The sequence below is a fragment of the Pseudomonas sp. lyk4-R2A-10 genome, from assembly GCF_030209075.1.
GTDB lineage: Bacteria > Pseudomonadota > Gammaproteobacteria > Pseudomonadales > Pseudomonadaceae > Aquipseudomonas > Aquipseudomonas glycinae.
Genome location: NZ_JARVSR010000011.1, coordinates 703,383 through 720,158 on the forward strand (window position 1 = coordinate 703,383; position 16,776 = coordinate 720,158).

Genomic DNA, 16,776 nt, shown 5'->3' on the forward strand with positions numbered 1-16,776 from the left:
AGGCAACGCGGCACCGCGAACGGTGGCTTGTCTCCCGGGCTTTTGTCCCGCCGTGTAACCTCAACTGGAGGTCGCCAACTCTCGGACCAGTCACTCGCAGATGCGAGCCGGAACCCTAGTCAGCCATTGCAAATTGTGGTGCCGCGAACCTTTGATGACTCCTGCACGAGTTTGCTAAAGCGAGAGGCGTGCCAAGTCGGGTCGGGCGCTCTGTTACGGGCTTTCGTGACGTTACGGCGGATGGCGAACGCCTGTGGGCGCTTTGTGTTGGTGCGCGGTTGCACCGTCATGCAGCGTCCGCTGCCGCTGATCCGATGCCCCTGAGGGTTGGGCACTCGGTAGCGGTCAGCCAGTCAAATCTGATGTCAGCCGGTCTGTGCCGACTGCTGTCACAGGTCTTTCAGGAGGCCGCCATGCGTATTTCAAAATTGCTGCGTCGGGTGCTGCTGGGAGCAGTGCTCGGTCTAGGGCTGTCCGGCTGTTACTACTACGCCGGCGGCTACGATGTTTACTCCACGCCCTACTACTATCCCGGCTATTACTCGCCCTATTACTACGGTGGTTATTACGGCCCGCGTTACTACGGTGGCGCCCGCTATTACTACGGCGGCCATGGCTATCGCGGCGGTTACGGACGGGGTTATCACGGCGGCGGATACCACGGTGGGCACCACTAATCAGCGGCTGAATGACGGCGTTTCTGCATGAACAAGGTTTCATCAATCACTTGTTTCAAGTTGTTGCAGAAACGCACCGGATGCCGAAATCGCTGTCAGATATTTCGTCAGTCGCCGAATAAAAGACTGACGCCTGCCAGCGTCGCTGGTGTGGCTACCCGCGGTCCAGGAGGCCGCCATGTATCGCCGAATTCTTCTGTTTACCGTGATGCTTTTTTCCCTTGGCGGATGCGTCCCTTATTCCTACGGAGATGGCTACTACAGCTCAGAGGTCTACACATCGCAGGCACCTTCGTACTACAGCGGCGGCACCTACTACAGCGGCGGCAGCACGTACTACTCGGCGCCGCGCTACTACCAGCCAGCACCGCGCTATTACCAACCGGCGCCCCGTTATTATTCAGCGCCCCGTTACTACCAACCGGCCCCGCGCTACTACGAGAACCGTCGCTGGCACGGTCATGATCGCGGACGCTGGGACGACCACCGTCGCGGTGGCTGGGATGACCGCCGGGGTCGTGGCAATTACGACCGTCACAGTGGACGTGGCGATTACGGCCGACACGGCAACCGCTGGTAACCCCCCGCAGAAAAAGCGGCGCATTGAGCGCCGCTTTTTTTGTGCCTGGATTTCAGTAACTGGAGAGATCCGCCAACGGATGCCGCCCCTCCCAGACTTTGTGAAAGTGCGCCTCGACCACCGCGTCCGGCACCCGGGCGATGTCCGGCCAGTGCCAGTGCGGTTTGTGATCCTTGTCGATCAGCCGCGCCCGGACTCCTTCGCTGAATTCCGGATGCCGGCAGCAATTGAGGCTTAGGGTGTATTCCATCTGAAAGACTTCGGCCAGCGACATGTGGCGGGCACGAATGATCTGCTCCCAGACCAGATGCGCGGTCAGTGACGAGCCTTCACTCATGGTTTTCGCCGCACGGGCAATCAACAGGTCGCTGCTGTCGCGATGCAGGCTGATGGCTTTCCAGGCACAGGTCACGTCGCTGACATCCAGCCATTCATCGATTTGCTGCCGACGCGGCAGCCATTGCGCCTCGGGCATCTGCGCCACGGCTTCCTGCTGCAGCGCCTTGAGCAGGCTGTTGAGCTGCATGGCAGTCTGTTCCTGCCAGTTCAACTGCAACAAGCCGTCGATCAGTTCCTGTTGCTGTTCGTCGAGCAGGAAACGGTCGGCCAGGTCCAGATCAATCGCATCGCGACCGTTCATGTGCACACCGGTCAAACCAAGGAACAAGCCGAGCTTGCCCGGCAGTCGTGACAGGAACCAACTGGCACCGACATCCGGGTACAGGCCGATGCTGATTTCCGGCATCGCCAGACGACTGCTCGGCGTGACGATGCGGATGCTCGCACCTTGCAGCAGGCCCATGCCGCCGCCGAGCACATAACCATGGCCCCAGCAGATCAACGGTTTCGGGTAAGTGTGCAGGCTGTAGTCCAGACGGTATTCAGCGTTGAAAAACTGTGCGGCCAGCGGCGGTACTTCGCCGGGATGGGCGCGACAGGCTTCCACCAGGCTGCGCACTTCGCCGCCGGCGCAGAAGGCCTTGGCGCCGTTGCCGCGCAGCAGCACGCAGACGATTTGTGGATCCTTGGCCCAGGCGTTCAGTTTGTCGCTCAAGGCGTGGATCATCGGCAGGGACAGCGCATTGAGCGACTTTTCGGCATCCAGCGTTGCCACGCCGATGCGCGCGCCGTCGGTGCCGGTGAGTTCTTCGAAGTGCAGATTCATCGTGACCTCGATCGGGAATTTGAACGATCAGTATGATCGCTGTGTGGGAAAGTGCCGGATCTGCGTCAGATCAATTGACAAGCGTGGTCGGCTTTCCTAGGGTTCGCCCCATTGTTTTTGCCGGGTATGACCATGACTGCTGACGACCGTATCAAACTCGAACCGAGCTGGAAGGAGGCACTGCGTGCCGAATTCGACCAGCCCTACATGGCAGAGTTGCGCACTTTTCTGCAGCAGGAGCGGGCGGCCGGCAAGGAAATCTATCCGCCGGGACCGATGATCTTCAACGCGTTGAACTCGACGCCGCTGGACAAGGTGAAAGTGGTCATTCTCGGCCAGGATCCGTACCACGGCCCGGGCCAGGCCCACGGCTTGTGCTTCTCGGTGCAACCGGGCGTGCCGGCGCCGCCATCGTTGGTCAACATCTATAAAGAGTTGAAGCGCGACCTGAACATCGACATCCCCAACCACGGCTATCTGCAGAGCTGGGCCGATCAGGGTGTGCTGATGCTCAACACCACCATGACCGTCGAGCGCGCCAACGCCAATGCGCACAAGGACAAGGGCTGGCAGTTCTTCACGGATCGGATCATCGAGGTGGTCAGCCAGAAACAGCCGCATCTGGTATTCATGCTGTGGGGCGCCCATGCGCAGAGCAAGCAGAAGCTGATCGATGCCACCAAACATCTGGTGCTGACCTCGGTGCATCCGTCGCCACTGTCGGCCTATCGCGGCTTCCTCGGTTGCGGGCATTTCAGCCGCACCAACAAATTCCTCGAGCAGAACGGCGAAGCGCCGATCGAGTGGCGCCTGCCGCCGGTAGTCTGATGCTCAGGGCTGGCGGTTCCAGTATTTGAACAACGGTTCCGCCAGAAACAGCACGAACAACAACCGCATCACCTGCATTGCCGTCACCAGCGGCACCGACAGTTGCAGGGTTTCCGCCGTCAGGCTCATCTCTGCGATCCCGCCGGGCATCATGCCCAACGTCAGCGAGCGCAGGTCCAGATGGGTCAGCGCACTCAAGCCCAGCGCCGCCAGTGTCGCGATCAACATGGTCAGTGCCGTGCCGATCAACGTGCGTCCCATGAACGATGGTGCGCGGCGGAAGAACTGCCGGTTGAAATGGCAACCCAGGCCGCTACCGATCAACCACTGGCCAATCTGACTGCCGCCATTGGGCAAACCGATGTGCAGATCCCAGCCGATGCTCACCGCCGCGCTGACCAGCAGCGGGCCGAACAGCCAAGGGTTGGGTTGACGCAAACGTTGCCAGAGCCAGGCGAGCATGCCGCCCGCCGGAAAAAGAATCGCCAGCCAGCGCCAATCGACGCTGCCGGCGTGTGAAATCGGTGTGCCGTCACCCAGCAGATATTTGAACGCCGCCGGTACACACAACACCACCACCAGCACCCGCAGACTCTGCCCGGCCGCGACATGGCTGAGCAGTGCACCGTTGCGGGCGCCGAGGTTGACCATCTCGCCGGAGCCGCCGGGCATGCTGGAGAAAAACGCTGTGGCGCGATCCTCGCCGGTTCGGCGCATCAGCCACACGCCGACCACCGCCGAAAGGCTGGTGACCAGCGCGCCGAAGAAGATCAGGCCGAAGTGGCTGAGTACCTGCTCCATCACCAGCGGGGTGAAGTGCAGGCCGATACCGATGCCGACGATCCACTGGCCGCACTTGCGGCCGCCAGGGATTTCGGTGAGTTGCCACGGGGTCAGGCAGCGCACCAGGATGATCGCCAGCAACGAGCCGACCATCCACGGCAGCGGCCAGCCGATCTGGCTGGCGATGAAACCGCCAAGCAGACCGACCAGCGGGGTTCCCCACCAGGTTTTGAGGGAGAGCCGATCAGACATCGGCAACGGCGCGTTGCGCGGCCGAGCGTTTGCGCCAGATGCGCAGCAGCGGCATCAGCAACATGATCGCGGTCAGCACCCAGACGCCGAAGGTGATCGGGCTCGACCAGAGAATCTCCAGCGCACCGTTGGAAATCGACAGCGCCCGGCGCAGGTTCTGCTCCATCAGGCCGCCGAGGATGAACCCCAGCAGGACTGGCGACAGCGGGAAGTCCAGTTTGCGCAGGATGTAGCCGAAGATGCCGATGCCGACCATCAGGAACAGATCGAACGTGGTCGCGTGCACGGCGTAGACGCCGATCCCGGTAATGATCGCGATCACCGGCACCAGTGCCCAGTTCGGCACGGCGAGGATGCGGGTGAAGATGCGGATCATCGGGATGTTCAGGATCACCAGCATGATGTTGGCGATGAACAGCGAAGCGATCAGGCCCCAGACGATGTCCGGCTGTTGCTGGAACAGCAGCGGGCCGGGGGTGATGTTGTACAGCGACAGAGCGCCGATCATCACCGCTGTGGTACCCGAACCCGGAACACCGAGGGTCAGCATCGGTACCAGCGCGCCGCAAGCGGAGGCACCGATGGCGGTTTCCGGCGCAGCGAGACCGCGGGCGTCGCCCTGGCCAAACTTGCCGCTGGCACCGGCGATGCGTTTCTCGGTCATGTAGGCCACGGCGCTGGCGAGGGTCGCACCGGCACCCGGCAACACGCCCATGATGAAACCGAGCAGGCCGCAACGGATGTTCACCACGAACACCGACGCCGCTTCCTTGAAGTTGAACATCATCCGCCCGGTGGCTTTCACCGCTTCCTGGCCGCGGTGGGTTTTCTCCAGCAGCAGAAGAATTTCGCTGACCGAGAACAGGCCCAGTACCAGCACCACGAACTGAATGCCGTCAGTCAGGTGAATGTTGTCGCCGGTGAAACGGTACACACCGCTGTTGGCGTCGATGCCGACGCTGGACAGGAACAGACCGATCAACGCCGCGATAAAGGTTTTCACCGGCCGGTCACCGGCCATGCCGCCGAGACAGACAATCGCGAACACCATCAGTACGAAATATTCCGCGGGTCCGAAGGCAATCGCCCATTTCGCCAGCAGCGGGGCGAACAGCACCATGCCGCAGGTGGCGATGAAGGCGCCGATGAACGAACTCCACGCCGACAACGACAGCGCCACGCCGGCCAGGCCTTTGCGGGCCATCGGGTAACCGTCGAGGGTGGTCATTACGGTGGAGGCTTCGCCCGGAATGTTCAGCAGGATCGAGCTGATCCGGCCGCCGTATTCGCAGCCCAGATAGACCGCCGCCAGCAGGATCAGGGCCGATTCCGGCGGCAGTCCGAGGGCGAACGCGATCGGGATCAGCAGCGCCACACCATTGATCGGGCCCAGGCCCGGCAACAAGCCGACCACGGTGCCGATCAGCGTGCCGGTCAGGGCGGTGACCAGGTTGTACGGACTCAGCGCGACGCCGAAGCCCTGACCCAAATAACCGAGAGTATCCATATCAGTTCTCCAGAACGTCGAGCAGGCCGAGGGGCAGCGGTACGTCCATCACGCGGTCGAACAGCACGTACAGACCGATCGCCATCAGCGTTGTGACGATGACGCTCGGTAACCAGCGCCCGCCATACAGGCGCGCCATCGGAATGCCGATCAGAATGCTGCTGAGAATGAAGCCCAGCGGCTCGAACAAGCCGGCAAACACCAGCAGCAGGGCGACGCAGATCGCGATCTTGGTCAGGGTTTCGCGATCCAGCGGCGGTTCGTCATCGCTGTGTTTGATCGGCGCCGGGCGAAACACCATGTACAGCAGCGCCAGGCTCATCAGACCCAGCATCAACAGAGGGAATGCCCGAGGACCGACCGGTTCGTAGGAAAAAGCCGCCTGATACGGCCACGCCATCAGCGCCAGGCCGGCACAGGCCAGCAACAGCACCGAGGCAAAAATGCGTTGAATAAGCATGAGGGAACTCCTGCCATGGCCCCGCTGAAAGGGCCATGGACGCTAGACCGAGACGATCACTGAATCAGGCCGAACTCTTTGGCCAGTACCTTGTAGTCCGCCACTTGCTTCTTGACGTAGGTGTCCAGCTCGGGACCGGTCATGGCGAACGGGAAGAGTTCACGCTGATCACGCAGCTTGGCGAAGTCTTCCGAGGCCAGCAGTTTGTCGAAGGAGTCTTTCCACCAGGCGTAGTCTTCATCGCTGACTTTTGGCCCGAGGTAGAAGCCGCGCACCACCGGCCAGACGATGTCGTAGCCTTGCTCGCGAGCGGTAGGAATGTCCTTCATTTCCGGCTCGTCCAGGCGTTTCTCGGCAAACACGGCCAGCAGGCGCATGTCACCACTCTGGATGTGCGGCATGGAGTCGGAGATGTCGGTACTGCCGACCTGGATATGACCGCCGAGCAGCGCGGTAGCGATCTCGCCACCCCCTTCGAGGGCGACGTAGCGCAGGTCGCGCGGGTTGATCCCGGCGGCTTTGGCGATCAGCGCAGTCTGCATCCAGTCCTGGCTGCCGACGGTACCGCCGGAGCCGATGACCACGGAGCTCGGATCTTTCTTCAGCGCCTGCACGAGATCATCGAGGGTTTTGTAGGGCGAATCGCTTTTCACCGCGATGGCGCCGTAGCTGGTGCCGACCGCGGCCAGCCAGCGTACGTTGGTTTCATCGAACCGACCGAACTTGCCCTGAGCCAGGTTGAGCAGCGAGCCGCTGGACCACGCCACCAGCGTGCCGGCATCGGCGGGACGCTGCGCTACCACCGCGTTGTACGCTACCGCACCGACGCCGCCGGGCATGTAGGTCACGCGCATCGGTTTGGTCAGCAGTTTTTCGTTGACCAGCGCGCTTTGCGCCAGTTTGCAGGTCAGGTCGAAACCGCCGCCGGGGGAGGCGGGGGCAATGCATTCCGGACGTTTCGGTTCGGCCATCAGTTGGCCGGCGAACAGCACGCAACCGGCGGCGAGGGCGAAACGGCGCAGGGATCGGTTCATGAGTGTCTCCACGGGAGTTGTTGTTTTTGGGGATGTTTCAGGTGCGGCGGTTTCGCGCGCGCAGGCTAACAGGCTCAGACCCGGACGGGTTGAACGCCGCGCAGCCGAGGATGGCGCTGACAAGCGAAAACGGGGAAATTCGAGAGGAAGAATGAAACGGGTCAACCTGAAGCTGTGTCGACAGCATGGTGCAGTACCTCGTTATTGTTCTTATTGGCGAAAACGCATCGTGGCGTTTTTCGAGAGCTACGTTTTGAAGCTACGGTGCAAGTACAGGCAAAACGGCGAAGGTCGGCAGTCGGGACCTTCGGTGAAACGACTCTAACGGCCCAACCTTTCGCTAACCTTTCAGTATTCTTTCGCATGTTTTCGGGCTTCACAGTGGCGGTTGCGGCTGTAAACTCCGCCGCAAAGAATGGCGTCGGCCATCCCTGAATGAGGTAGAGATCCATGCGTGTCCTGCTCGTCGAAGACCATTTGCCGCTGGCCGAAAGCGTTGCCCAGGCGCTCAAGAGCACCGGTCTGACCGTGGACGTCTTGCACGATGGCGTGGCTGCCGACCTGGCTCTGGGCAGCGAGGAATACGCGGTGGCGATCCTTGATGTCGGCCTGCCACGCATGGACGGTTTTGAAGTGCTGGCGCGCCTGCGGGCTCGGGGCAAGAATCTGCCGGTGCTGATGCTGACCGCTCGTAGCGACGTCAAGGATCGGGTCCACGGGCTCAATCTCGGCGCCGACGATTACCTCGCCAAACCGTTCGAACTCACCGAACTCGAGGCGCGGGTCAAGGCCCTGTTGCGCCGCAGCGTGCTCGGCGGCGAACGCCAGCAGCGTTGCGGTGTGCTGGCCTATGACCTCGACACCCGGCGCTTCACCCTCGGCGATGAATTGTTGACGCTGACTTCTCGCGAACAGGCGGTGCTCGAAGCGCTGATTGCCCGTCCCGGTCGGGTGATGAGCAAAGAACAGCTGGCTGCGCAGGTGTTCGGTCTCGACGAAGAGGCCAGCCCCGACGCCATCGAAATCTACGTGCATCGCCTGCGCAAAAAGCTCGACGGCCATTCGGTGGCTATCGTGACCTTCCGCGGTCTGGGCTATCTGCTGGAAAGCCGCGATGCATAAGCCCAGCAGCTTGCGCTGGCGGTTGCTGTGGAACCTCGCGTTGCTGCTGGTGGTGTTGATGCTCGCCAGCGGATTGAGCGCCTACTGGAACGGTCGCGAGGCCGCCGACACCGCCTATGACCGCACGCTGCTGGCCTCGGCGCGGACCATCGCCGCCGGTCTGTCGCAGCGCGATGGCAGTCTCAGTGCCGACGTGCCGTATGTGGCGCTCGATACGTTTGCTTACGACAGCGCGGGTCGTATCTATTACCAGGTCAACGACATCAACCAGAAGTTGATTTCCGGCTATGAAAATCTGCCGGGCCCGCCGCCAGGCACGCCGAGAACCGACAGCTATCCCGCCCTCGCGCGCTTTTACGACGCGAAATATCAGGGGCAGAACGTGCGTGTGGTGAGTCTGCTCAAGGCGGTCAGCGAGCCGAACATGAACGGCATGGCGGAAATCCGCGTCGCCGAAACCGACGAGGCGCGTGTCAGCATGGCTCGGAGTCTGGCCGCCGACACCTTGCTGCGATTGGGCATGCTCGCGATTGGCGCGTTGTTGCTGGTGTGGTTTGCGGTGAGTGCGGCGCTGCGGCCGATCGAACGTTTGCGCACGGCAGTGGAAGAGCGCCAGCCCGATGACCTGCGGCCGTTGCCGTTGGTCGAGGTGCAACACGAGTTGTGGCCGCTGGTGCGGGCGCTCAATCACTTTACCGAACGCCTGCGCGGGCAATTCGAGCGACAGGCGCAATTCATCGCCGATGCGGCCCATGAACTGCGCACCCCACTGGCAGCGCTCAAGGCTCGTCTTGAACTGGGCTTGCGCTCGAACGAGCCGCAGACCTGGCGCGACACACTGGAATCCTCGGCGCAAAGCACGGATCGCCTGACCCATCTGGCCAACCAGTTGTTGTCGCTGGCGCGGGTGGAAAACGGCGCCCGGGCGATCGCCGAGGGCGGGGCGCAGTTGCTCGATCTGAGTCAGCTGGCGCGGGAACTGGGCATGGCCATGGCGCCGCTGGCCCATGCTCGCGGCGTTGCCTTGGCGCTGGAAGCGGACGAGCCGGTGTGGCTGCGCGGCGAGCCGACATTGCTCAACGAGTTGCTGAGCAATCTGGTGGACAACGCACTGGCGCACACGCCGCCGGGCGGCAACGTGATTCTGCGGGTCACTGCGCCCGCGGTGCTGGAGGTTGAAGACGATGGGCCGGGCATTCCGCTGGAAGAGCGGGATCGGGTGTTCGAACGTTTTTACCGGCGCAACCAGCAGGTCGCTGGTTCCGGGCTGGGGCTGGCGATTGTCGGGGAGATCTGCCGCGCGCATCTGGCGCAGATCAGTCTGCACGATGGTGAACAGGCGGGTTTGAAGGTACGGGTGAGTTTTGTCGCCGGTTGATCAGTAGAACATCGACCGCGATTCTTCCAGATCGGTGCACAGCGCCTTGTTCTCCGGGTCGATGCCGAGCTTGCGGAATGCCGGCACGCTGAACGGATCGATGCGGGCCAGCGGGTGATCGGTGTCCTTGTGGCAATACAGGCTGGCCACTTGCACGATGTCGACGTAATCGATCTGCTGCGATTCGCGCTTGAGGTCCTGATACAGCCCCGGCAATTCCACCAGACGCTCCGGAAACTCCCAGACCCGCAGTAATTTGTCGCCGAGCAACGGGTGAATGTGATCGATCACATGGTTGAGGCTTACCGGATCGGACAGCAGTTCGTAGTGATCTTCGGCATAGGTCAGGATCGGCAGCACGCCGATCTGATGAACCAGTCCGCCGAGCGCGGCCTGATCGGGCTTGAGCTGGGTATACCGACGGCACAGGGCGTAGCTGACGCCGGCGATTTCCAGGCTTTTGCGCCAGACTTCGCGCATCTTCTGTTCGACCACGTCGGAACGGGCGTGAAAGATCTGCTCCATCACCAGACCGATCGCCAGGTTGCTGCTGTAATTGACGCCGAGCCGGGTAATGGCGGTGTGCAGGTCGGTGACTTCCTGGGTGGCGCGCAGCAGCGGGCTGTTCACCACTTTGATCAGGCGCGCCGACAGCGCCGTGTCGCGGCCGATCACTTTGCTCAGGTCGCTGACGCTGATATCCGGATCTTCAGCGGCCTTGCGAATCTGCAGGGCCACTTCCGGTAACGTTGGCAGAACCAGGTCATCGTTATCGATGGCCTCAACCAAATCCTGTTGGACCTTATCCGCCAGCTCACTCATGTCGTTTCTCTAGGGTGTTGCAACAAATGCTGCGATCAACGCTGGATTTCGCGGTCGCGATCCAGTTCGTATGGCAGGTCGAGCAAGTGCAGCGCCGGACCTTCGGCCGAGCCCAGATGCAAGTCGCCCGCTTCGGCAGCTTCGGCCTGCAACACCGCCAGCAGTTCAATATTCTTTTCGGTACGGGCGGCCAGCACCACTTCGCCGATCGAACTGCCGTGGCTCGGGGCGAACAGCGCGGTGCCGGGCTCCGGCAACTCAGCGGCATCCAGTTTCACGCGATACAGGCGACGTTTGAGTTTGCCCAGGTACTGCATGCGCGCGACGATTTCCTGGCCGGTGTAGCAGCCTTTCTTGAAGCTCACACCGCCGACGGCCTGCAGATTGAGCATCTGCGGGATGAACAGCTCACGGGTGCTCGGCATGACCTGGCCGATACCGGCGCGGATCTGGCCCAGCAGCCATTGATTGAGTTCGGCTTCGGTCAATTGCGCGCACAGCTTGCCTTTGACGGTGTCGGCCTGATCGGCAGGCACCCAGAGTTCGGCACGATTAGGGGAGACGCGAATCGCGATCAGCCCTTCGTGGCGGGCCACGCTGTCTGTTTCTGCCGGCAGTTCCAGACCCAGGCTGCTCAGGGCCGCATCGCCATGATCCAGACCGAAGCGCACCCAGGAGGCGCTTTCGTCGGTCAGTTTCGATTTGGAGAACACCGCGTACTTCTTCAGATCCGCCAGTTGCGGTTCCAGCAGCGCGCCGGCCATCGCCAGCAGCACGCCGTCGCCTTCAAGCACGATGCGGAAACTCGACTGCATCCGGCCTTTCTGTGTGCAACGGGCACCAAGGCTGGCCTGGGTTTCACTCAGGTAATTGATGTTGCAGGTCAGCTGGCCTTGCAGGAATTTGCCGGCATCCGCGCCGCGAACCGCGAGAACGCCTTCATGAGACAGGGTGCAGAAAAAAGCAGAATCGGCCATGGGTCATCGCAGGGTAAATAGACTGGGGCACATCATAAGGGGGTGGTGTTGAAATGGGTAGTTGATAAAGGATCGATGGCGCCCGACCAAAGCCGACTGTTCGGCCCGCTTCGGGCCTGTATACTTGCGGCCTATTTCAGGAGGGCTCCATGGTCGAACAAGTTGAACTGAATCGCCTCTTTTGGCACAGCCGTCGCGGCATGCTGGAACTCGACGTGTTGCTGGTGCCGTTCGTGAAAGAGGTCTACGCCAATCTGAACGAGGTGGATCGTGCGCTGTATGTCCGCCTGCTCGAGTGCGAGGATCAGGACATGTTCGGCTGGTTCATGGAGCGCAGCGAATCGGAAGATCCCGAGCTGCAACGCATGGTTCGCATGATTCTGGATCGTGTCCAGCCCAAGTAACACGTTCGAATGCCGCTGGCATGCCTCACGGCAGTTGCTGGCGGCGTATCTTCTGGCCCAGGCATTCGCGCTGGGTTCCCTGTTTCTATTGTCGATTTCTTTCTGGGCCGGTTTGCTCGGGGCTTTCGCGTGTCTCGGCCATGCTGCCTGGGTGTTGCCGCGGCAGATACTGCTGAGTCATCCCAAGGCATTTTGCGGATTGCGTCGGGACGCGGATGGCTGGCAGCTGTGGAACAAGGCCGATGGCTGGCAAGCGGTGCAGTTGCGCCCGGACAGCCTGGCGCTGCCACTGATCGTGGTGCTGCGCTTTAGATTGCGTGGTGAACGGCGGGTCAGGTCGATCTGTGTAACGCGGGACTCGCAGGCGGCGGATCTGCACCGACGCCTGCGGGTACGCCTCAAGTTCAGCCGACGTAGGTGGGCGGCACCAGAATAGTGTCGAGTGCTTCGGGCAGCAGGTCTGGGTAGTCGAGTGTGTAATGCAGGCCTCGGCTTTCCTTGCGCTCCATGGCCGAGCGGATCATCAGTTCCGCTACTTGCGCCAGGTTGCGCAACTCGATCAGGTCGCGACTGACTTTATAGTTGCTGTAGAACTCGTCGATTTCATCCAGCAGCAGACGCACGCGGTGTTGTGCCCTTTGCAGGCGCTTGTTGGTGCGCACGATGCCCACGTAGTCCCACATGAAGCGCCGCAATTCGTCCCAGTTGTGGGCGATGATCACGTCTTCATCGGAGTCGGTCACCTGGCTGGCGTCCCAGGCGGGCAGGGCGCGCGGGATCAAGACGTCGGGCAGTTGCTCGAGAATGTCCGCCGCTGCCGATCGGGCGTAAACGAAGCATTCCAGCAGCGAGTTGCTGGCCATGCGGTTGGCGCCATGCAGGCCGGTGAAGCTGGTTTCGCCAATGGCGTACAGGCCGGGCACATCGGTGCGGCCCTGTTGATCGACCATCACTCCGCCGCAGGTGTAATGCGCAGCCGGTACGACCGGGATCGGTTGCTTGGTGATGTCGATGCCGAATCCGAGGCAGCGTTCGTAGACGGTCGGGAAGTGCGATTTGATGAAGGCTTCGGGTTTGTGGCTGATGTCGAGGTAGACGCAATCGACACCCAGGCGCTTCATTTCGTGGTCGATGGCGCGGGCGACGATGTCTCGAGGCGCCAGTTCTGCACGTGAGTCGAAGCGTTGCATGAAGCGTTCGCCGTTCGGCAGCTTCAAATGGGCACCTTCACCGCGCAGGGCTTCGGTTACCAGAAAACTCTTGGCTTGCGGGTGGTAGAGGCAGGTGGGGTGGAACTGGTTGAACTCCAGGTTCGCCACTCGGCAGCCCGAACGCCAGGCCATGGCGATGCCATCACCGCAGGCGCCGTCGGGGTTGCTTGTATATAGATAGACTTTCGCGGCGCCGCCGGACGCCAGAATCACGAAGCGTGCACCGAAGGTATCGACTTCCCCGGTTTTGCGGTTGAGTACGTAGGCGCCGAGGCAGCGTTCGCCTTCCAGCCCCAGCCGACGCTCGGTGATCAGATCGACCGCTACCCGCTGTTCGAGCAGTTCGATGTTCGGGCGTTCTTTGGCCTGGGCCAGCAGGGTCGTGAAGATCGCAGCGCCAGTGGCATCGGCGGCGTGGATGATCCGTCGATGGCTGTGACCGCCTTCGCGGGTGAGGTGAAATTCGAAGCCGCCGTCTTCGGTGCCGGACTGTTCGTCGCGAGTGAACGGCACGCCCTGGTCGATCAGCCATTGGATCGCTTCCTTGCTGTGCTCGACGGTGAAACGCACCGCGTCTTCATGGCACAAACCGCCGCCAGCATTGAGGGTGTCATCGACATGGGATTCGACAGTGTCGGTGTCGTCCAGCACGGCTGCGACGCCACCCTGTGCCCAATAGGTCGAGCCGTTGGCAAGATCGCCTTTGCTCAGTACGGCGATGCGCAAGTGACCGGGCAGGGTCAGCGCGAGACTCAAACCGGCAGCGCCGCTGCCAATCACCAGAACATCGTGTTGAAACTGTTGGCTCATTTCAGGATTCCGCTCAAAGCGACCCGGGTCGGGGTTGGCGCAGGACAGGCGGATGGGCGAGTCGAGACAGCCACACAGCCCACTAGTATATAGAGGGGTTGGGCGGCACAATAGTCGGGCCGATATGGCATTGTGAAACTACCGTGACGAAAAAATACGGACGCTTTGTCGGGAAGTTTTTTTCATCGGTTTTAGGAAAAAGCGACTGTATCGCAGATGAAACACGCTTTTTCAGCTCACGGTTGCACAATGTCGGCGCGGCACGTCTATAAATATTTGGAACTTTTGCCAAAGGCCCAAGATCAATAGACAGTTGCCCGAAACAAGGGACAGTGTCGGCTTCAATGCGGAACCTGCGGTTGGGTTCTTGCCGGCGAGCCGATGACAAGATTATTCGCGCAGCCGGTTCATCCCGCGCTGCGTTTTTCGTGCGTGCCAAATCAGAGCCCGCAGGAAACTTGCTTGGAGGGGGAGAACTTTTGCGAAAAGCCCGAGTCTATGTTTGCAAGTCCGGTCGTTTGGTCATGCAAACCTCCTCCGAGTTTATCGAGGAGTGTTCATGCTAACCCAGGAAGAGGATCAGCAGCTGGTCGAACGCGTTCAGCGTGGCGACAAGCGAGCTTTCGATCTGCTGGTGCTGAAGTATCAGCACAAAATTCTCGGGTTGATCGTGCGTTTTGTGCACGACACCCATGAAGCCCAGGACGTCGCACAAGAAGCCTTTATCAAGGCGTATCGAGCGCTTGGAAATTTCCGTGGCGACAGTGCGTTTTATACGTGGCTGTACCGCATCGCCATCAACACGGCGAAGAACTATCTGGTTTCACGCGGCCGTCGGCCGCCGGATAGCGATGTAAGTTCCGAGGATGCAGAGTTCTATGACGGCGATCACGGCCTGAAAGATCTCGAGTCACCTGAACGTGCATTGCTGCGGGATGAGATCGAAGGCACCGTCCATCGAACCATTCAGCAACTGCCAGAGGATTTGCGCACAGCGTTAACTTTGCGCGAATTCGATGGTCTGAGTTACGAGGACATCGCGAGCGTCATGCAATGTCCGGTTGGTACCGTGCGCTCCCGGATTTTCCGCGCCCGGGAGGCCATCGATAAAGCCCTGCAGCCGTTGTTGCAGGAAAACTAAAGACAGCGGCGACAGCCAAGAGAGGAACGCCATGAGTCGTGAAGCCCTGCAGGAATCGCTGTCCGCAGTGATGGATAACGAAGCGGACGAACTGGAATTGCGTCGAGTGCTCAATGCACTGGACGATGTTGAAACCCGTGAAACCTGGGCTCGTTATCAGATCGCTCGGGCAGCCATGCACAAGGATCTGTTGCTCCCACGTCTGGATCTTGCTGCGGCCGTTTCTGCTGCGCTGGAAGACGAAGCAACTCCTGCCAAAGTGTCCCGCGGCCCATGGCGCAGCCTTGGTCGTCTGGCCGTAGCTGCCTCGGTGACCGTTGCCGTACTGGCGGGTGTTCGTCTGTACAATCAGGACGAAATCGCTGGCGTCGAACTCGCTCAGCAATCCAATCAGCCAGTGCTGGCTACCCCTCAGGTAAAAGGCCCGGCGGTATTGGCAGGCTATAATGAGAGTTCTGAAGCTACTGGCCCAATGGCCAATGGTGTACTGCAAGGTCAGCCAGGCTGGCACGATCAGCGTCTGCCAGGTTACCTGCGTCAACACGCTCAACAGGCTGCCTTGAAAGGCACCGAGAGCGCGCTGCCATATGCACGTGCAGCAAGCCTGGAAAACCGTTAAGGGGGATCATGCGCGCCATACCTCTACTTTCGCTTCTGCTCAGCGGCTGGTTCATTGTTCCAGCCCACGCCGACGAGGCTCAGGACTGGTTGACCCGCCTGGGCCAGGCCGAGCAGCAGCAAAGCTTTCACGGCACATTCGTTTACGAGCGTAACGGTAGCTTTTCTACCCACAACATCTGGCATCGCGTCCAGAATGGCCAGGTCCGCGAGCGTTTGCTTCAGCTCGACGGTTCGGCTCAGGAAGTCGTGCGCATTGATGGACATACTCAATGCGTCAGCGGCACTCTGATTGCGGGGCTTGGGGATTCTCCCAATTCCGCCGCTCGCCCTCTCGATCCCCAAAAGCTGAAGAACTGGTATGAGCTTGCCGTCATTGGCAAGTCACGTGTGGCAGGACGCGAAGCGGTGATCGTATCGCTGACGCCCCGTGATCAGCACCGCTACGGCTTCGAACTGCATCTGGACAAGGAAACGGGTCTGCCGCTCAAGTCGCTGCTGTTGAACGACAAGGGGCAGTTGCTTGAGAGGTTCCAGTTCACGCGGCTGGATACTTCTGAAATTCCGTCCGATAAAGACCTGCAAGCCAACTCCGATTGCAAGACAGTCACTCTCGACAGCGACAAGGCTTCTGCGGTCAAGACCGCACAGGTCTGGCGTTCTGACTGGCTGCCTCCTGGCTTCGAACTCACCAGTAGTTCCTCGCACAAGGATCCGGAAACCAAGACCCAGGTCAACAGCCTGATGTATGACGATGGTCTTGCCCGCTTCTCTGTTTTCCTGGAGCCGCTGAATGGCGCAACCGTCACCGATACCCGAACTCAACTGGGCCCGACCGTTGCCGTATCCCGTCGTTTGACTACGCCTCAAGGCGAAATGATGGTGACGGTCGTCGGCGAGATTCCAATCGGGACCGCCGAACGGATTGCCCTGTCGATGCGCAATGATGGCGCTGCAACCAGCAAGCAGTGAGCTGATTCCAGCTATCTCCACTTCGTCGTCGAGAC

General features: G+C 60.9%; 18 protein-coding genes and 1 riboswitch. Of the genes, 10 read left to right on the forward strand and 8 right to left on the reverse strand.

Going from position 1 to position 16,776, the window contains the following annotated elements:
• Positions 1-29: 29 nt before the first annotated feature.
• Positions 30-130: riboswitch (guanidine-I (ykkC/yxkD leader) on the reverse strand.
• 283 nt (positions 131-413) lie between these two features.
• Together QRN46_RS20430 and QRN46_RS20435 are read left to right on the forward strand one after the other, a co-directional pair.
• Positions 414-677: a hypothetical protein gene (locus tag QRN46_RS20430; RefSeq protein ID WP_064383076.1), complete on the forward strand. Its 264-nt coding sequence runs from the start codon at positions 414-416 to the stop codon at positions 675-677.
• 178 nt (positions 678-855) lie between these two features.
• The gene (locus tag QRN46_RS20435) at positions 856-1,257 is read left to right on the forward strand and encodes a hypothetical protein (protein ID WP_011332890.1); all 402 of its coding nucleotides are present in this window, start codon (positions 856-858) and stop codon (positions 1,255-1,257) included.
• 52 nt (positions 1,258-1,309) lie between these two features.
• Here QRN46_RS20435 and dspII read toward each other — a convergent pair whose 3' ends face one another.
• On the reverse strand, positions 1,310-2,422 hold the full coding sequence (dspII, locus tag QRN46_RS20440) for an enoyl-CoA hydratase/isomerase DspII (protein WP_285356844.1): 1,113 nt from the start codon (positions 2,420-2,422) through the stop codon (positions 1,310-1,312).
• Positions 2,423-2,554: 132 nt separating this feature from the next.
• Here dspII and ung point away from each other — a divergent pair, with 132 nt between their 5' ends.
• Positions 2,555-3,250 (forward strand): uracil-DNA glycosylase, encoded by a 696-nt coding sequence (gene ung / locus QRN46_RS20445; RefSeq protein ID WP_201819588.1) that lies wholly within the window; start codon positions 2,555-2,557, stop codon positions 3,248-3,250.
• A 3-nt stretch (positions 3,251-3,253) separates the two neighbouring features.
• Here ung and QRN46_RS20450 read toward each other — a convergent pair whose 3' ends face one another.
• Genes QRN46_RS20450 through QRN46_RS20465 form a run of 4 tightly spaced genes read right to left on the reverse strand, consistent with a single transcriptional unit; the run spans position 3,254 to position 7,286 of the window.
• Positions 3,254-4,285 (reverse strand): AbrB family transcriptional regulator, encoded by a 1,032-nt coding sequence (locus QRN46_RS20450; RefSeq protein WP_285356847.1) that lies wholly within the window; start codon positions 4,283-4,285, stop codon positions 3,254-3,256.
• Positions 4,278-5,792, reverse strand: a complete 1,515-nt coding sequence (locus QRN46_RS20455; RefSeq protein ID WP_011332894.1) for a tripartite tricarboxylate transporter permease — start codon at positions 5,790-5,792, stop codon at positions 4,278-4,280. Before QRN46_RS20455 ends, QRN46_RS20450 begins: the two co-directional genes overlap by 8 nt.
• 1 nt (position 5,793) lies before the next feature.
• Positions 5,794-6,252: a tripartite tricarboxylate transporter TctB family protein gene (locus tag QRN46_RS20460; protein WP_011332895.1), complete on the reverse strand. Its 459-nt coding sequence runs from the start codon at positions 6,250-6,252 to the stop codon at positions 5,794-5,796.
• Between the two features lie 56 nt (positions 6,253-6,308).
• On the reverse strand, positions 6,309-7,286 hold the full coding sequence (locus tag QRN46_RS20465; protein ID WP_011332896.1) for a Bug family tripartite tricarboxylate transporter substrate binding protein: 978 nt from the start codon (positions 7,284-7,286) through the stop codon (positions 6,309-6,311).
• 450 nt (positions 7,287-7,736) lie between these two features.
• Between QRN46_RS20465 and tctD the strand changes: the two genes are divergently transcribed.
• Both tctD and tctE read left to right on the forward strand, forming a co-directional pair.
• Positions 7,737-8,408, forward strand: a complete 672-nt coding sequence (tctD, locus tag QRN46_RS20470; protein WP_007957980.1) for a two-component system response regulator TctD — start codon at positions 7,737-7,739, stop codon at positions 8,406-8,408.
• Positions 8,401-9,786, forward strand: a complete 1,386-nt coding sequence (tctE, locus tag QRN46_RS20475; RefSeq protein ID WP_011332897.1) for a two-component system sensor histidine kinase TctE — start codon at positions 8,401-8,403, stop codon at positions 9,784-9,786. The genes tctD and tctE overlap by 8 nt, the downstream gene beginning before the upstream one ends.
• Here the strand turns inward: tctE and QRN46_RS20480 are convergent, their stop codons facing one another.
• A complete protein-coding gene (locus QRN46_RS20480; RefSeq protein ID WP_011332898.1) occupies positions 9,787-10,608 on the reverse strand; it encodes an HDOD domain-containing protein in 822 nt (273 codons plus the stop codon).
• 35 nt (positions 10,609-10,643) lie between these two features.
• A complete protein-coding gene (gene ygfZ / locus QRN46_RS20485; protein WP_011332899.1) occupies positions 10,644-11,585 on the reverse strand; it encodes a CAF17-like 4Fe-4S cluster assembly/insertion protein YgfZ in 942 nt (313 codons plus the stop codon).
• 149 nt (positions 11,586-11,734) lie between these two features.
• On the opposite strand from ygfZ, the gene QRN46_RS20490 reads away from it, so the two are divergent.
• A complete protein-coding gene (locus QRN46_RS20490) occupies positions 11,735-11,989 on the forward strand; it encodes an FAD assembly factor SdhE (protein WP_007957989.1) in 255 nt (84 codons plus the stop codon).
• A complete protein-coding gene (locus QRN46_RS20495; protein ID WP_011332900.1) occupies positions 11,973-12,425 on the forward strand; it encodes a protein YgfX in 453 nt (150 codons plus the stop codon). Before QRN46_RS20490 ends, QRN46_RS20495 begins: the two co-directional genes overlap by 17 nt.
• On the opposite strand, the gene nadB is transcribed toward QRN46_RS20495, so the two are convergent.
• Positions 12,394-14,010, reverse strand: coding sequence for an L-aspartate oxidase (gene nadB / locus QRN46_RS20500; protein ID WP_011332901.1), 1,617 nt, complete (start codon positions 14,008-14,010; stop codon positions 12,394-12,396). The genes QRN46_RS20495 and nadB overlap by 32 nt on opposite strands.
• A 559-nt stretch (positions 14,011-14,569) precedes the next feature.
• Between nadB and rpoE the strand changes: the two genes are divergently transcribed.
• From rpoE to QRN46_RS20515, 3 genes are read left to right on the forward strand one after another with little or no spacing between them, the layout of a single operon-like run.
• Positions 14,570-15,151 carry an RNA polymerase sigma factor RpoE/AlgU gene (gene rpoE / locus QRN46_RS20505; RefSeq protein ID WP_003172477.1) on the forward strand — a complete coding sequence of 194 codons (582 nt, stop codon included), beginning with the start codon at positions 14,570-14,572 and terminating at the stop codon, positions 15,149-15,151.
• A 31-nt stretch (positions 15,152-15,182) separates the two neighbouring features.
• Entirely contained in the window at positions 15,183-15,770 is a 588-nt protein-coding gene (locus QRN46_RS20510; protein WP_011332903.1) for a sigma-E factor negative regulatory protein, read from the forward strand.
• Positions 15,771-15,778: 8 nt separating this feature from the next.
• Positions 15,779-16,741, forward strand: coding sequence for a MucB/RseB C-terminal domain-containing protein (locus QRN46_RS20515; RefSeq protein ID WP_011332904.1), 963 nt, complete (start codon positions 15,779-15,781; stop codon positions 16,739-16,741).
• Positions 16,742-16,776: the final 35 nt, after the last annotated feature.

Bases quoted from the DNA above. Each gene is read 5' to 3' on its own strand.
- QRN46_RS20465 (WP_011332896.1), bottom strand. From the start codon at position 7,286: ATGAACCGATCCCTGCGCCGTTTCGCCCTCGCCGCCGGTTGCGTGCTG.
- ung (WP_201819588.1), top strand. From the start codon at position 2,555: ATGACTGCTGACGACCGTATCAAACTCGAACCGAGCTGGAAGGAGGCA.
- QRN46_RS20515 (WP_011332904.1), top strand. From the start codon at position 15,779: ATGCGCGCCATACCTCTACTTTCGCTTCTGCTCAGCGGCTGGTTCATT.
- QRN46_RS20510 (WP_011332903.1), top strand. From the start codon at position 15,183: ATGAGTCGTGAAGCCCTGCAGGAATCGCTGTCCGCAGTGATGGATAAC.
- QRN46_RS20435 (WP_011332890.1), top strand. From the start codon at position 856: ATGTATCGCCGAATTCTTCTGTTTACCGTGATGCTTTTTTCCCTTGGC.
- QRN46_RS20480 (WP_011332898.1), bottom strand. From the start codon at position 10,608: ATGAGTGAGCTGGCGGATAAGGTCCAACAGGATTTGGTTGAGGCCATC.
- QRN46_RS20490 (WP_007957989.1), top strand. From the start codon at position 11,735: ATGGTCGAACAAGTTGAACTGAATCGCCTCTTTTGGCACAGCCGTCGC.
- QRN46_RS20450 (WP_285356847.1), bottom strand. From the start codon at position 4,285: ATGTCTGATCGGCTCTCCCTCAAAACCTGGTGGGGAACCCCGCTGGTC.
- QRN46_RS20460 (WP_011332895.1), bottom strand. From the start codon at position 6,252: ATGCTTATTCAACGCATTTTTGCCTCGGTGCTGTTGCTGGCCTGTGCC.
- QRN46_RS20430 (WP_064383076.1), top strand. From the start codon at position 414: ATGCGTATTTCAAAATTGCTGCGTCGGGTGCTGCTGGGAGCAGTGCTC.
- rpoE (WP_003172477.1), top strand. From the start codon at position 14,570: ATGCTAACCCAGGAAGAGGATCAGCAGCTGGTCGAACGCGTTCAGCGT.
- tctE (WP_011332897.1), top strand. From the start codon at position 8,401: ATGCATAAGCCCAGCAGCTTGCGCTGGCGGTTGCTGTGGAACCTCGCG.
- dspII (WP_285356844.1), bottom strand. From the start codon at position 2,422: ATGAATCTGCACTTCGAAGAACTCACCGGCACCGACGGCGCGCGCATC.
- tctD (WP_007957980.1), top strand. From the start codon at position 7,737: ATGCGTGTCCTGCTCGTCGAAGACCATTTGCCGCTGGCCGAAAGCGTT.
- nadB (WP_011332901.1), bottom strand. From the start codon at position 14,010: ATGAGCCAACAGTTTCAACACGATGTTCTGGTGATTGGCAGCGGCGCT.
- QRN46_RS20455 (WP_011332894.1), bottom strand. From the start codon at position 5,792: ATGGATACTCTCGGTTATTTGGGTCAGGGCTTCGGCGTCGCGCTGAGT.
- ygfZ (WP_011332899.1), bottom strand. From the start codon at position 11,585: ATGGCCGATTCTGCTTTTTTCTGCACCCTGTCTCATGAAGGCGTTCTC.